Source organism: Lawsonella sp., from assembly GCF_011525565.1.
Taxonomy (GTDB): domain Bacteria; phylum Actinomycetota; class Actinomycetes; order Mycobacteriales; family Mycobacteriaceae; genus Lawsonella; species Lawsonella clevelandensis_A.
Genome location: NZ_WVRS01000003.1, coordinates 150,680 through 165,047, shown reverse-complemented (window position 1 = coordinate 165,047; position 14,368 = coordinate 150,680). Strand labels below are relative to the sequence as shown.

The 14,368-nt window shown below is 49.9% G+C and carries 14 protein-coding genes; 2 read left to right on the top strand and 12 right to left on the bottom strand.

The window, feature by feature from the left end:
- Positions 1 to 127: 127 nt before the first annotated feature.
- Genes QZV76_RS03625 through QZV76_RS03615 form a run of 3 tightly spaced genes read right to left on the bottom strand, consistent with a single transcriptional unit; the run spans position 128 to position 2,190 of the window.
- Positions 128 to 1,054, bottom strand: a complete 927-nt coding sequence (locus tag QZV76_RS03625) for an RluA family pseudouridine synthase (protein WP_290598425.1) — start codon at positions 1,052 to 1,054, stop codon at positions 128 to 130.
- Positions 1,051 to 1,632 carry a signal peptidase II gene (lspA, locus tag QZV76_RS03620; protein WP_290598424.1) on the bottom strand — a complete coding sequence of 194 codons (582 nt, stop codon included), beginning with the start codon at positions 1,630 to 1,632 and terminating at the stop codon, positions 1,051 to 1,053. The genes QZV76_RS03625 and lspA overlap by 4 nt, the downstream gene beginning before the upstream one ends.
- 60 nt (positions 1,633 to 1,692) lie before the next feature.
- Positions 1,693 to 2,190, bottom strand: a complete 498-nt coding sequence (locus QZV76_RS03615; RefSeq protein ID WP_290598423.1) for a hypothetical protein — start codon at positions 2,188 to 2,190, stop codon at positions 1,693 to 1,695.
- A 132-nt stretch (positions 2,191 to 2,322) separates the two neighbouring features.
- Here QZV76_RS03615 and QZV76_RS03610 point away from each other — a divergent pair, with 132 nt between their 5' ends.
- A complete protein-coding gene (locus tag QZV76_RS03610) occupies positions 2,323 to 3,348 on the top strand; it encodes an asparaginase domain-containing protein (RefSeq protein ID WP_290598422.1) in 1,026 nt (341 codons plus the stop codon).
- Between the two features lie 35 nt (positions 3,349 to 3,383).
- Here QZV76_RS03610 and QZV76_RS03605 read toward each other — a convergent pair whose 3' ends face one another.
- Positions 3,384 to 4,838: a DNA polymerase IV gene (locus QZV76_RS03605; protein ID WP_290598454.1), complete on the bottom strand. Its 1,455-nt coding sequence runs from the start codon at positions 4,836 to 4,838 to the stop codon at positions 3,384 to 3,386.
- Between the two features lie 147 nt (positions 4,839 to 4,985).
- Here QZV76_RS03605 and QZV76_RS03600 point away from each other — a divergent pair, with 147 nt between their 5' ends.
- Complete coding sequence (locus tag QZV76_RS03600) at positions 4,986 to 5,558, top strand: DUF308 domain-containing protein (RefSeq protein ID WP_290598421.1); 573 nt, start codon at positions 4,986 to 4,988, stop codon at positions 5,556 to 5,558.
- A gap of 129 nt (positions 5,559 to 5,687) precedes the next feature.
- On the opposite strand, the gene ileS is transcribed toward QZV76_RS03600, so the two are convergent.
- The 8 genes from ileS to ftsZ form a co-directional block, all read right to left on the bottom strand.
- Positions 5,688 to 8,906 (bottom strand): isoleucine--tRNA ligase, encoded by a 3,219-nt coding sequence (ileS, locus tag QZV76_RS03595; protein WP_290598420.1) that lies wholly within the window; start codon positions 8,904 to 8,906, stop codon positions 5,688 to 5,690.
- Between the two features lie 339 nt (positions 8,907 to 9,245).
- Positions 9,246 to 9,548 (bottom strand): hypothetical protein, encoded by a 303-nt coding sequence (locus tag QZV76_RS03590; RefSeq protein WP_290598419.1) that lies wholly within the window; start codon positions 9,546 to 9,548, stop codon positions 9,246 to 9,248.
- A gap of 188 nt (positions 9,549 to 9,736) precedes the next feature.
- Positions 9,737 to 10,444: a DivIVA domain-containing protein gene (locus QZV76_RS03585; RefSeq protein ID WP_290598418.1), complete on the bottom strand. Its 708-nt coding sequence runs from the start codon at positions 10,442 to 10,444 to the stop codon at positions 9,737 to 9,739.
- A gap of 180 nt (positions 10,445 to 10,624) precedes the next feature.
- On the bottom strand, positions 10,625 to 10,945 hold the full coding sequence (locus QZV76_RS03580) for a YggT family protein (protein ID WP_290598417.1): 321 nt from the start codon (positions 10,943 to 10,945) through the stop codon (positions 10,625 to 10,627).
- A gap of 111 nt (positions 10,946 to 11,056) precedes the next feature.
- On the bottom strand, positions 11,057 to 11,629 hold the full coding sequence (locus tag QZV76_RS03575; protein ID WP_290598416.1) for a cell division protein SepF: 573 nt from the start codon (positions 11,627 to 11,629) through the stop codon (positions 11,057 to 11,059).
- Between the two features lie 20 nt (positions 11,630 to 11,649).
- The gene (locus tag QZV76_RS03570; protein WP_290598415.1) at positions 11,650 to 12,405 is read right to left on the bottom strand and encodes a YggS family pyridoxal phosphate-dependent enzyme; all 756 of its coding nucleotides are present in this window, start codon (positions 12,403 to 12,405) and stop codon (positions 11,650 to 11,652) included.
- On the bottom strand, positions 12,398 to 13,183 hold the full coding sequence (locus QZV76_RS03565; RefSeq protein ID WP_290598414.1) for a polyphenol oxidase family protein: 786 nt from the start codon (positions 13,181 to 13,183) through the stop codon (positions 12,398 to 12,400). The genes QZV76_RS03570 and QZV76_RS03565 overlap by 8 nt, the downstream gene beginning before the upstream one ends.
- 29 nt (positions 13,184 to 13,212) lie before the next feature.
- Positions 13,213 to 14,310: a cell division protein FtsZ gene (gene ftsZ, locus QZV76_RS03560; protein WP_306558933.1), complete on the bottom strand. Its 1,098-nt coding sequence runs from the start codon at positions 14,308 to 14,310 to the stop codon at positions 13,213 to 13,215.
- Positions 14,311 to 14,368: the final 58 nt, after the last annotated feature.

Sequence of the window (14,368 nt, the reverse complement as noted above, 5' to 3'; positions counted from 1 at the left end):
GATTTAACAGCTAACTACATATTTACTGGCAACTACCGTTGTAAGAATGCTATTACTCTGTCAGTACGTGACTAGTTTAGTAGACGTGTCCAACATCGCCAGTACCCGGGTGGACGAGCTAACGCTTTTAGCTTTCTTCTCGAAGAATGGACAGGGCGCGCGCTAAATCAGCTGGATAATCACTCTCAAATTCCACCCATCGGCCATCTGCAGGATGGACAAAACCTAGCTTTTTAGCATGCAGCCATTGTCGCTCAAGGCCTAACCGTGCAGACAATGTGGGGTCTGCACCATAGGTAGGGTCCCCCACACAAGAATGATGAAGAGCTGAAAAGTGAACACGTATTTGGTGGGTACGCCCCGTTTCTAGATGCACGTCAAGAAGTGTTGCCCGCCGGAAAACTTCCACGGTGTCATAGTGAGTGATGGAGGGTTTCCCATCTGGGCGTACACAAAAACGCCAATCATTACCGGTGTGTCGGCCAATAGGAGCATCAATTGTTCCTGACAACGGATCCGGGTACCCCTGCACGATGGCATGATAGGTTTTTTCCACAGTCCGGTCTCTAAAAGCCTGCTTCAGCACGCTATAGGCGTGTTCTGACGTAGCCACCACCATAAGACCTGAGGTACCCGCATCAAGACGGTGCACAATGCCTTTTCGCTCCGGCGGTCCAGAAGTAGTAACCCGGTATCCGGCAGCGGCAAGACCTCCCACAACAGTGGGGCCAGTCCACCCCAAAGAAGGATGGGCAGCTACGCCAGCTGGTTTGTCCACGACCACAATATCGTTATCAGCATAAACAACATGCATCCCGGGAACTGGTTCCGCCACAACAGTAAGAGGCTGTGGCGGATCTGGCAATGTCACTTCCAGAAACCCCTCCACCATTTTGAATGACTTGCCAATAGCAACCCCATCGAGCATCACATGGCCTTCTTCTGCAAGATTTGCAGCAGCACTCCGCGATACACCCAAAAGACGGGACAATGCGACATCGGCACGAAGATTAACTAAGCCGTCGGGCACTGACATTGCGCGATAATCACTCATAAGTGAGACACCTGCGACGACGCATCGGTTTTCTCTGCAGCCGGGGACACTGTTAACTTTTTACCCACCAATAAGCAGATAAGAACAATAACGACACCAATAGTGACGGCACTGTCAGCAACATTAAAAACAGGGAATTTTCCCACTGAAATAAAGTCAATGACGTGCCCAGAAAATGCTGCAGGTGGACGGAAAAGCCGATCATAGAGATTCCCAAAAGCCCCACCTAGTATTAATGCCAGCCCAGTAGCCCACGCATTACTTGTGGTACGCCACAGCGCAGAAGCAACAGCAGAGATAATCACCATGCTGAAAATAGTGATGAAAACTGTGAACTTTTCCCCTAATCCAAATGCCGCACCGGAATTCAGTACATGCGTAATCCGAATATTTCCCCAGGATGCATGTGTTTCCCCTACCGGGATAGTCACTACTACCCATGCTTTTGTGAGGTAATCAATAACCAGAATAATGCCAGCGAGAGCAAAGAAAAGAGTGCGCCGCTTATATGCAGCCCGACGTGCAGCAATAGCAGCGGACGCATCGTATGACGACTGTTTTTTCTGTGGTACGGGCACTCTTCGCTAGATCTCCTTACAGGGCATTATTGAGGCTATTGGCGGGGTGACGGAATGATATTACGTGTTGCACACTGCCGGCACGCTATCTGGCATGAGCAAAGAAATGGTGTTGCACATGTACGACTTAGAGATTTTCCACTTCTTCTTGTCGTAGATAAACTTCACTTCACTGCCCTGGGGAGGCTGGCCGGGAATAGACATCTCAACATGCACAGTGCGAGTAGTGGGGTCAGTGGGGATAATCTGTCCAGAAAGTTTAATAGTGGCGTTGGACTCTTGCTTGGCCTGCGTAATTTTCTCGAAAAGCTCTGGTGATTTTTCACCATCTTCAACAGTGTCAAGTTTGTCTTTTGTTGGTACTTTCGGATCAAGAGCACGGTCCAACAGTGCTTGTAGCTGCTGCAAGGTAGGCTCGGGGATCGCCGGCCGTTTTAATGAGCTCATAGCAGCACTACGGCTTGCCTCTACTTCAGGTGGTACTGAGGTAGTACATGCAGTTAACGCCATTACCGCTGTAACAGCGATAAGGGTCGCACCGATGCGTCGTGCAGTCATAGGGCTCCTAGAAGGTCAACTAGTGTTCTACAGTCACACTACTCGTTTTTAAGTCATCTCTCCGCATGGAGTGTTGTCACTTGCCGGCACGTCGCTATTGACCTTTACTCCCAAAACCCACACTCTTAAAGGGTGACTACCGCGAATATTGTTGTGCTAGCTACTGGTGGAACGATCTCCAGTACTGCTTCTACTACTTCTCACGAACATACGAATAATGGTCTCTCGCCATCTCTTAGCGGCGAGGATTTGTTACGAACGCTGCCCTCCGACCATCCCTTCGTTGTACAGAAAAACGCCACTATTCACGTGAATAACGTCTATCACAAAGACTCCTCCCAGCTTCTCCCCACAGATATTGACCGTTTGACCGATGCGGTCCTTACAGCTTTAGACGCTGGTGCAACGGGTATCGTGGTGGTACATGGCACCGACACACTAGAATCGACAGCGCTCTGGCTACAGCTTGTATGTCCACTGGCGCACTATCATTGTCCACTCGCCATAACTGGGGCTACTTTTGCCGCAGATAGCAGCACTCCAGATGGCCCTCAGAATCTTGCTGATGCACTGAGTTACGTCACTAATCCACAGGCAGAGTCAACTGTAAAAATAGTATTTGGCGGCGCTATCCTTCCTGCGTGGGGAGCGTTAAAACTAGCGACAGACCAGCGCACCGCATTTGCCTCCGTCTGCCCGGCAAACGCGACAAGCACTGGGTTAACTGAGTTGCTCGTTGACATGCCTATACATCCGATCCCTCGTCTTTCCGTCAATACTCCCCTTGTGCGTATTGTGACAGTCGATTTCGGGGATGATGGGTCCCTCTTACGTCTTGCGTGTGAACCATCCGGTGCTGTTCCTGTACGCGCCATCATTATTGAAGCGTTGGGCAGCGGTAATCTTCCCGCTGCCACTGCTACCGTTCTTCATGAGTTACGCACAACGTATCCTGAGATTATTTTCGTGGTGACCTCCCGGGTACCGTTAGGGCCAGTATCAGCACTGTACGGCTGCACTGGCGGTGGTGCGGATTTGGCCGCAGCAGGTATCCCCTTAATCAAAAATTTACGGGCTCCACAGTGCCGCATACTTTTGCTTGCACTACTCCAAGCGGGCTACTCCACTGCGCAAATTAAGAACATTCTCCACGCATAAAACATGCCTAGAACCCGCATAGAACCAGTGCATAATTAATCTGCATGTAGTCGGTGTAATTCTTCTTCTGGCCAGTCGAGGCAGAGTAGTGGATCTGCCGGAGTAAGGTCGGCAGTTTCCTCTGTAAACGTTATCACTCGCCCCGGGCCACTAGTACGCGTTTCAAATCGGACGGATACTTTCCCCTGGCCCGCCCCCTGTATCCAGCCAAACCCATACGTAGGATGCATAACGTCCATGCCGGATTGCCAGCGTGGGCAGTCCGGCATGTGTAATAAGGCACGCTCAGAGCCATATACTCCCTGTCCCGTTGTACCGGGGATAGTTACTGTTTGAGCGTCACTATTGTCGCGTTCTTCCTCAATATTGACTTCCCAGTCCAGTCCAGGGAAAAGAGATTCCTGCTGAACAGTAGTAAGCCCAGAAAACCCAACTCCCACAAGACGACATGCTCCCACCGTGGCAGGATCAAGGGCAAGCCGGTGTGCGAGGGCCAGTAAAGTCCGTATATCGGTAGTGGCATAGGGCAATGTTGCGGACCGTGAGATGATGGTCATATCTGACAGTTTTTGTTTAACCGTAACGGTTCTGGCGGCACGCCCATCGTGGAGAAGACGCCGGTGGGCATCGTCACCATTATCGTCAATAGCCGCTATAATGCCGGCCTTATCAGTAATATCTGTCCGATAAGTAGACTCGGAACTGATTTGTTTAGCGATGGCCCGCTCGCATACTGGGCGATTATCAAAGCCACGTGCTAGCCCTTGTAATTGTCGGCCCACTGCAGACCCTAGTAATGCTTTCGCGTCCTTCTCTGAGAGATCTGCTAGATCACCAATGGTAAGAATGTTTTCTTTCTGCAGCTTTTTTTCGCTGACGGGGCCCACTCCCCACAATTTTCGTACTGACAGCGGACGCAGAATTTTATTCATAAGGGATGCTGGAATAATCTGCACACCATCCGGTTTCGCCATTCCTGACCCAATTTTGGCGTATTGCTTCCCACTTCCCGCCCCAAAAGAAAGAGATAACCCAATCTCTTCTCGCACAACGCTGCGCAGCATTTCACAATACTCAAGAACGTCAGCCCCCGTGCACCCATGTAATTCTGCGGGTTCGAGGAATGCTTCATCGACGGAAAGCTGTTCTATAACCGGGACATACGTTCGTAGTAGCCGGAATATACGGCGGCTGACAGTGCGGTACACCACTCCACGAGTTGGTACAACAACACCACGTGGTTCAATAAGCCGGGCTGCCTGATGCATAGGCATAGCCGAATGACATCCCAATGCACGTGCTTCATACGATGCCCCCGCTACTACCCCACGACCTGAACGTCCCCCTACTAGGACAGGACGCCCCTGCAAGGTAGGGCGGGTGAGCTGCTCAACAGAGCTAAAGAAGGCATCCATGTCACAGTGCAATACCCATCTATTCTGGCGACACGCCAGATCCTTAGAAGAAAGATGGTATGCACTGCTGTCCACAGTGCCAGTGTATGTCACACTCTGCCCATAAAGAGAAAGAAGAAGTGGCGAAGGATATTCGAGGACAGCAGGAATACTGACCGATATGCTGGAAGCAGAGAGTTAGGTACTTTTGTGCCGCACCGACCACCATAGCTTGGAGAAGAAATGGAATTCATGGAAAAGGCAGCCCGCGATTTGTGGCGTACATGGCTAATAGTAGGTGTTTTTGCCCTCCTGATTGGAATTGTTGCAGTGGCGTGGCCCGATAGTACCGTCAAGGTTGTCACTATTATCTGCGCTGTGGGAATTATTGTTGGTTCTCTTGCACTTGGTGCATTGTCCGTCTCAACAAAAGAAATTTCCCCACTCTGGGGTCTGGGGGTCTTTTTCTCAGTAGTGGGCATTATCGTCGGCATTGCGGCAGCAATTAACCCGGACACCTTCAGTGTTGTTCTCGCCTTGATCTTCGGTATTGTTGCTCTTGTTTCTGGTATTGGCAATATTGGTGCCGGCAGCGTCACTGCAGTAGCAGGTGTTGGCTGGCCAGTTATTACCAGTGGTGTTGCACAAGTAATTATTGGCTTATTACTTATCATTTCTCCCTTCACCTCACTCATCGGTATTGCGTGGGCGCTGGGAGTCATGGCCATTCTGCTGGGTATTTCTATGCTGGTATCCGCTATTGTTATCCGCCAAACTCTTGCAAAGAATGGCGAAAACGTCTCCTTCATGGGTTAATAGCCTGATGGGCTAGCCCTACGACTATTACTATCTACAAACGGTAGATAAAAGGCTCCTCCCCCACTCACCTCATTCTGTGAGCTATGGGAAGGAGCCTTCGATTATTCTCTACTGCCTCTACTGTTTCTACTGTGCAACTTTATGAAGACTGCCTGTTACACCATCACCCAGATCGAGCTCTCCACCCTGTTCTGGAGTAGTAATAGTAAGGTCAACTGCCAGGACTTCACCAGAGATAAGATCGCGGTGCCGCTCCGCCCAGGTACGTAGTTTCTCGGGCACACCCATGGTAAGGCTGATGCGGTCGGAGACTTCCAGTCCAGCCGCGCGCCGAGCATCCTGTATTTCACGAATGCGGTCCTTGGCCCATCCTTCAGACTCCAGATCATCATTAAGAGTCATATCCAAGATGACGAGTCCCTTACCGTCTGGAAGAGCAGCGGTGGAATCGGGATTCTGCGCGACTAGACGCTGCGTATACTCTGTATCCTTCAACTCAATACCGCCTACTGTGGCAGTACCGTCTGCATGAACCTCATAGTCGCCAGCCTTAGCGGCTTTAATAGCCTTCTGGACATCCCCACGCAGACGTGGCGCCGCAACCTTAGCGTTCACTTGTAGTTGGAATTCACCGTAGGACGCAACGTCATCGGTAAGTTTTACCTCCCGCAAATTCATTTCTTCCGCAATGATGTCGGTGAAAGGTGCTAGTGCATCCACGTGCGGGGCCGCGACAGTCGCCGACAGTAGTGGCAAGCGAACGCGTAGCTTATGCGCTTTACGAATAGAGGAGATTGTAGAGCACACTACCCGCACACGGTCCATCGCAGCTACCAGCTCCGCATCATGCGGCAGGAGATCAGACTCTGGCCAATCCGTAAGGTGTACTGATTCACCACCAGTAAGGCCCCGCCAGATAACCTCCGACGCGAACGGTAGCAGTGGCGCAGCCAATCGGCACGTTACCTCGAGCACCGTGTAGAGAGTATCGAAGGCGTCTTTAGCATCCTGACTAGACTCCTCCCCCTCCCAGAAACGAGCACGGGACCGACGCACATACCAGTTCGTAAGAGCGTCGATGAAAAGACGAAGCGTTTCACAGGCATTGGCGATGTCCGTTGTCATCATCTGCTCAGTGAGAACATCACGTGTTTCCGCCAACTTGGCGAGAATGTAGCGGTCAAGAACATTTGCACTATCAGTGCGGAATGTTGCTTCCTCAGACGCATACATTTGGAAGAAACTGTACGTATTCCACAGTGGTAGAAGTGCCTGCCGCACACCGTCACGAATGCCCTGCTCTGTTACGACCAAGTTGCCGCCGCGCAGAATTGGGGAAGACATGAGGAACCACCGCATGGCGTCGGATCCATCACGATCGAAAACCTCGTTGACGTTAGGATAGTTGCCCTTCGACTTGGACATCTTGAGGCCATCATTGCCCAACACAATACCGTGCGCGACAACCGCTTTGTAGGAAGGCTTATCAAAAAGTGCCGTCGCTAAAACATGCAGGGTATAGAACCATCCACGAGTTTGCCCAATGTATTCAACAATGAAATCGCCCGGGTAGTGGGACTCGAACCATTCCTTATTCTCAAACGGATAATGTACTTGCGCATAGGGCATGGAACCTGACTCAAACCAGCAGTCCAATACTTCGGGGACGCGGCGCATCATTGATTTACCCGTCGGATCATCCGGGTTAGGACGTACCAGCTGGTCAATATCGGGGCGATGCAGGTTGGTGGGACGCACACCAAAATCGCGTTCTAGTTCATCGAGAGAACCGTAAACGTCCGTACGCGGATAATTCGGATCATCAGACTCCCACACAGGAATAGGAGCACCCCAGTAGCGGTTACGGCTGATATTCCAGTCACGCGCATTAGAGAGCCACTTCCCGAATTGTCCGTCGCGAATATGGCTGGGAATCCACGTAATGTCATCGTGGTTGAGCTCCACCATACGGTCTCGGAATTTCGTGACAGCCACAAACCAGCTCGGCAATGCCATATAGATAAGAGGCTCTCCCGAACGCCACGAGTGCGGATAGGAATGGTCAATAGTTTCCTGCCGGAAAACTCGCCCCAATCCCTTAATGTCCTTAATGATGCGAGGATTGGCGTCAAAGACTAAAAGCCCCTCATACTCTGGTACTTCAGAAATGAATTTACCGTCCATATCAACGGGAATAACCAGCGGAATATCGTACTTATTGCACGTATTCATATCGTCTTCGCCGAAAGCAGGAGCCTGGTGGACAACACCAGTACCAGAATCCATTGTGACGTAATCAGCAAGCAGAATCTGGAAAGAATTGGCGTTATCGGCAAAGTAGTTGAAAACCGGAGTGTAGGAAAGCCCCGCCAATTCGCTACCGGTAACCCGTGCCATAACCTTTGGCTTTTTACCGAGCTCACGAGAATAAGCAGATAGACGTGCTTCCGCAAGAACAACTCGGCTTCCCGCAAACTGTGCTGGTGCCTTCTCCCCTGCTACTTCCACCACCACATAAGTCTCATTGGGATGCACGGCGATAGCCAGGTTAGAGGGAAGCGTCCACGGCGTCGTCGTCCAGATGAGGGCAGCTGCACCATCAAAGGGTGTACCAGACAGAGGATGATCTGCGGGGATACAAAGCGGCATAGCTACTGTTAGCGCAGGATCCTGCCGCATCTTGTAGGAATCATCCAGGTGAGTTTCCTGGTTAGATAGTGGTGTGTGTTCCGCCCAGGAGTACGGCAGTACCCGGAATCCTTTATAGATAAGTCCCTTATCATAAAGAGTTTTAAAGGCCCACAGCACAGACTCCATATAACCGATATCAAGAGTCTTATAACCATTGTCGAAATCTACCCAGCGTCCCTGCCGCGTGACGTAGTCTTTCCACTCCTGTGTGTATTTCAGAACAGACTTTTTGCAGTAGGCATTAAACTCTGCCAGACCCATGTCATCGATCTCGGCACGGTTCTTAATACCCAACTGTTTTTCTGCTTCTAGTTCTGCAGGCAAACCGTGTGTATCCCACCCAAAGCGACGATCAACTTTGTAGCCCATCATCGTTCGGAACCGCGGCACAATGTCCTTGACGTACCCCGTCAACAAGTGACCGTAGTGCGGAAGACCGTTAGCAAACGGAGGACCATCATAGAAGACGTATTCTTCCGCATCCTCACGCTGCGCAACAGATTTTTTAAACGTCTCATGTTCTTCCCAGTACTTCAGAACTTCTTGCTCTAATTCTGGGAAAGAGGGACTAGTAGTGCCGCGCCCATTCGTCATATCGCTTTTTGGGTAGGCGGCACCAACACTGGTTTTAGTACTGTGAGAATCGGTACTCATATGGGCGAAACTCCTCGTGCCTAACATCAATATGTGTTGGTCACGGGGACGAGGCATGTGCTTCGCGGTACCACCCCGCTTGATTGCAGAATCCGCAATCCGCTTCATTAGAGCTATATCGGGCTCTCCCGTCCGGTTCTACTGAGTTACCAAATAGTGCAGAAGTAGTTCTTCATGCAGCTTTTATATCAATAACTGTTCTTCCGAAGGCTCCCCGCTGATAACGGATCAATGCCAGATTTTTATTGTAACGATTGTTCTTGTTACAGCAACAATTGTCACAATAATAAACCGCGGTAATAAAACTGTAACAAAGATATAGCGTGATGTGACGTAGTTTTAAGAGTTTGTACTGTTTCCTACAGTGCCTGCAGTGGCTTCTGCATCACCGGAGGTACTAAACCCACTAGAGTTACTAGAGTTATCGGTGCCATCGATACTGTCGGCAGGTGCATCAGCATCAGAGAGTTCTTTTTTGTTGTCTTTTTTCTGATGATTTTTCGCAATATCAATGATGAGAAAGATGAATCCCAGAACACAGACACCGATACACACCCATGCAAGAGACAGCATGCCTGTGGCAAGAGCAGCTATGAGCAGAGCAAGTCCAATAACAGTGCATACAAGAGCCGAAATAAGCATGATGTTCCCTTGAAATCTAAGCAGATACGGTGACGACTCAATCCTACCCTAAGAAGAAATACAGAAGCGGGTGAGCCCCCCACGTATCCCACACCACGTGACGCTAAATGGGAGATTGTAGACGTCACTGCTGCTGTTAAGCTGTGACTCACGCTTTCTTCAAAGTTTCTTCAGAGGGGAAGACTAAACTACTTGCTGGAGAAGCTATCTCCAATATTAGAACCGCGTAGGTCGGCTAGCTGTCCTTCGAGTAGATCCTGCAAGCGGGTACGGTACTGACGCTCGAAAGTACGCAACTGATCAATACGGCCTTCCAGAACAGAACGCTGCTGATTGATAGTAGCCATCATCTCGGTGTGCTTACGCTCAGCTTCTGCTTCCATCTCTGCAATAGCTGACTCGGTTTCATGCATACGACGATCTGCAGTGTCATTGGCCTCGGTTACCATACGATCAGCTTCAGAACGAGCAGAGGACACCATTTCGTCAGCTTCACGACGTGCATCGCTAGTGAGACGATCAGCCATATCCTGAGCCATACCCAAAATATGAGCAGCCTTGAGATTAGTTTCCGACTCGTTAGCAACCGGTGCTGGTGCAGCCTGCTGGACAACGACAGGCTCAGCTGCAGCTGCCTCACGTGCATTCTGGGCTTCGCTACGCGCAGAATCTGCTTCCTTCTGCGCAACCTCTACAGAATCCTGAGCCTCACTCAATTCGGTAGTGAGCTCATCGATGCGCTGCTGCAGATTTGAATTTTCCTCAATCAGACGGCTTAACTCGTCCTCAATAAGGTCGAGGAACTGATCAACTTCTTCCTCGTTGTAACCACGCTTACCAATCGGCGGACGGCTAAAGGCTACATTGTGAACATCTGCTGGAGTCAGCGTAGGCATGGGAACTCTCCCTCTCTTGTCTCTCACGAGTCACATGAGTTTACATACATAATACTGCCATAGCGGCCGTATTCTCTACGAAAAACCGCAGTTCATGGAAAAGCCTAGCGGACTTTTCCTTTTAACTCCTATTCCTCGTAGGAAATATCCTTATTTTAAAAGTATCAAAACCTAGTTTTATTAGGGCACAAGGCTTCCCAAAGTAACTGGTGTTGCCCCTAGGGTAAAGGTAATAGACACCAAGATACTAACGATGAAGAACACGATAATGGGGGAAAAATCAATTCCCACTCCCCCCATTCTTACCGGGTGCATCACTTTTCTCAGCGGCAGAAGACACCAATCAGTAGCACGGAAAACAATCTCTAACACTGCTGCTAATCGAGATCCAGGAGACCACGAACGACCGAAAGAATGGATCATCTCCACCGTTATACACACGATAAGAAGCAACCACAGAATGCGTAACAGGTAATACAACACGGTTGCGAAAATTGTCACAGGCCTACCCTACCAAGATTTTTTACTCTCACCCTATGGATGAAAACACCACTGTGCTACTGGTGAAATACTACTAAACTACTGAAAAAGCTCCCTGTACGGTACTTAACCTTACACACCATAATTGTGCTCTAGGCGACGCCGCTCACTAGCATCAACAGTTGTCTCAGCTGGAGAAAGAAGAAAAACTTTCTTCGCGATACGCTCTACAGTACCGTTTAAGGCAAAAACGAGACCCGAAGCGAAATCTACAAGACGCTGTCCGAGGTCACTATCCAGTTTCGAAAGGTCCATGACGACGGGGTTTCCCTCACGGAAGCGCTGACCAATAAGTTCAGCTTCCGCATAATTTTTAGGACTTACCGTCGTAATCTGGGTAGACCGTCGAGGAGATGTGTAGCGATCTTCCCCAGAACGTCGATCCCCGTAACGACCACGATCTAGTGGAGGTAGTGGCGTACTACCGGGGTGGGCAGAAGCGTCATAGTCATCCTGGTAAGAATCACCATAACCATAGCTGTCATTATGTTTGTCGCTAAAGTCCTCAGACTCAACATAGTCCTCGGCATAATCAGGTTGCTCCGTTGGCGAAGCCATACCGAAGAACTCTTTCGCATTTTGAATGAAGCCCATGGCTGCCTCCAAATCGTAGGTTTTATCAGGTATTACAGTCTTTATATCCAATATTTAAGTATAAAGAATATCTATTGCGTTGGGTGCGTTAGATGCGTTGGTCGCGGACCTAGAATAGCAGTCCCAATACGCACACACGTGGAACCATGCGCAATAGCTTTTTCCATATCGCCACTCATCCCTGCCGAAATTTCTGCTGCATGAGGATGATCTACTTGAAGCTTCTGGCTTAGGTTATACAACTGGGAAAAAGCCCAATCTGCGTCTGAGTGAAGCGGTGGAACAGCCATAAGACCGCGCAAAAGTAAATGATCTGCATCATCTACATAGTCTGCCAAAGAGAAAATCTCTTCCTCCTTAGCACCTCCACGGGCAGTATCTCCATCCAAACTGACCTGAAGAAAAACACCTAGTGTTTCCTCCACCCGTTCGCCTTCATCGAGAGCTCGCTGCATCCCTCGAGACAACCCAGTGACAAGACGCGCTGAATCAACTGAATGAACGCTACTTGCCCACCGCGCCACAGAATTACACTTATTGCGTTGCAGTTGGCCAATCATAGACCATTCCGCAGGAATACCACTTAATATGTTCTCTTCAGCATCGCGGTGGTGAAGATCATGTATTTTCTGTCGGGCTTCTTGCTCACGATTCTCCCCAAAGTTACGTACTCCAAGACGCACTAATTCAAGAACATCACTGAGGGGATGAAATTTAGTGACCACCATGAGTGTGACATCATCGCAGGAACGGCCAGCTTTCTTGCATGCAGCAGCAATACGATCACATGTTTCCTGATAACGACTTGCAATACTATTTTCAGTCATTACTCCTCCAGATCACGCCTGCTTGACAGCCAGTTTTTCCTTCTCTATATGTACTGAAGAATGCGGGATCTTCAATGGTACAGCGAGGATCTATAGTGACACCGGCCAGACCTGCTTGTACCAGCTGATAAGCAATACCACGACGTAAATCCACAGAAGGCTGCCCTTGTGGCGTTTTCGATCGTGTATGCGGAACTCTGTTTTCCATATCCGCTGCTACAGCTTCCGATACTCGCATGTTTCTACCAGTTGCAGAGGGGCCAAGAAGAGCATGCATGCGATGCGGATCGGCATCCAGCTGTTGCATGGCATCCACTGTATTGGCAATAAGTCCAGCACGAATACCGAAAGGGGAACCATGCAACGCTGCTATAACGCCAGCTTCATCATCACCTAATAGAACTGGAACGGCATCAGCAGTAAGTACTACAAGAGCTAACTCTGGAGCAGTAGTGACTACTGCATCTGTAGCTGGAATAGGGGCAGTAAAACGAGTATCTGCAGTTGCCTCGATAACACTGACATGAGGGCTCTGTAATTGCTCCATATAAACAAAGCGTTCCAGAGGAAGGTGGAGTTTTTCGGCAAGCCTCTCCCTATTGTGGGCAACAGTGACGGGATTATCGCCCACGTCCAAGGAAAGATTTAACCCATGGTAACGGCCCGTCGAGAATCCTCCCGCACGAGTAGTAATGACGCGCCTCACCCGCAGAGAACGTGATCCCACCACTGCAGCGGAATTATCAGTAGTCTGCGAGTGCACAGCTTTCGTCGTCATACCAGTCACTCCGTACAAAAACCTGTACGTTAACGCATAAATGGAGGAATATCGATGTCATCCTCATCAGAAACTCGAGTAGTGCGCTGACGAATACTCATAGCAGAGCTTTTCTCTGCGACTTCCTCGATATCCTCTTCAGATGCGTCAGTCTCATTCTCAAAGACGCGTGCCGGCGGTTCTCCACCTTCAAAACCTGCTGCCACCACGGTGACGCGAACTTCGTCACCAAGTGAATCATCAATCACCGTACCAAAAATAATGTTGGCATCTGGATGAGCCTTCTCACGAACAATACTGGCGGCCTCATTAGCTTCAAAAAGGCCAAGATCTGATCCACCAGCAATGGAGAGCAGTACACCTTTGGCGCCTTCCATGCTGTATTCCAGCAGAGGAGAGTTAATGGCGGCATCCGTAGCTTTACTAGCACGATCGTTACCAGAAGCTCGCCCAATACCCATTAGTGCAGCACCAGAGTCAGCCAATACTGACTTCACATCGGCAAAGTCAACGTTAATGAGTCCCGGAGTGGAGATGAGGTCGGTAATGCCTTGTACGCCATTGAAAAGAACCTCATCGGCTTTAGAGAAGGCCTCATTAATGGAGATAGTCTTATCTTCCTGTTGTAGAAGCCGATCGTTGGGAATAGTGATGAGAGTGTCACACGCATCCCGTAGCTTCTCAATACCATGCTCCGCATTGTCGGCACGACGTTTGCCCTCAAAGGAGAAAGGCTTGGTAACAACAGCAACCGTAAGCGCACCTAAACCACGGGCGATCCCCGCAACAATAGGAGCTCCACCAGTTCCGGTTCCGCCGCCTTCACCAGCAGTAACAAAAACCATATCGGCGCCCGTAAGAACATCCTCAATATCCTGCGAATTGTCCCGGGCAGCACGCTCACCTACTGCGGGATCAGCTCCCGCACCCAAGCCGCGTGTTGTGGACTGGCCAATATCAAGTTTGGTGGGGGCATCGCAGTCCAGCAGATCTTGTTCATCAGTATTAAGTGCAATGAAATCGACGCCGGTCATGCCCTCGCCGATCATTCGTTTGATAGCGTTGGTACCGCCGCCACCAATACCGACTACTTTGATTACAGCCAGATTATGTTGTGGCGTAGTCATTGGAATAGCCTCTCCCGTCTAAAGCTGAGGTTGAAGGTTTAGAGAGTCCTTCAGTGCG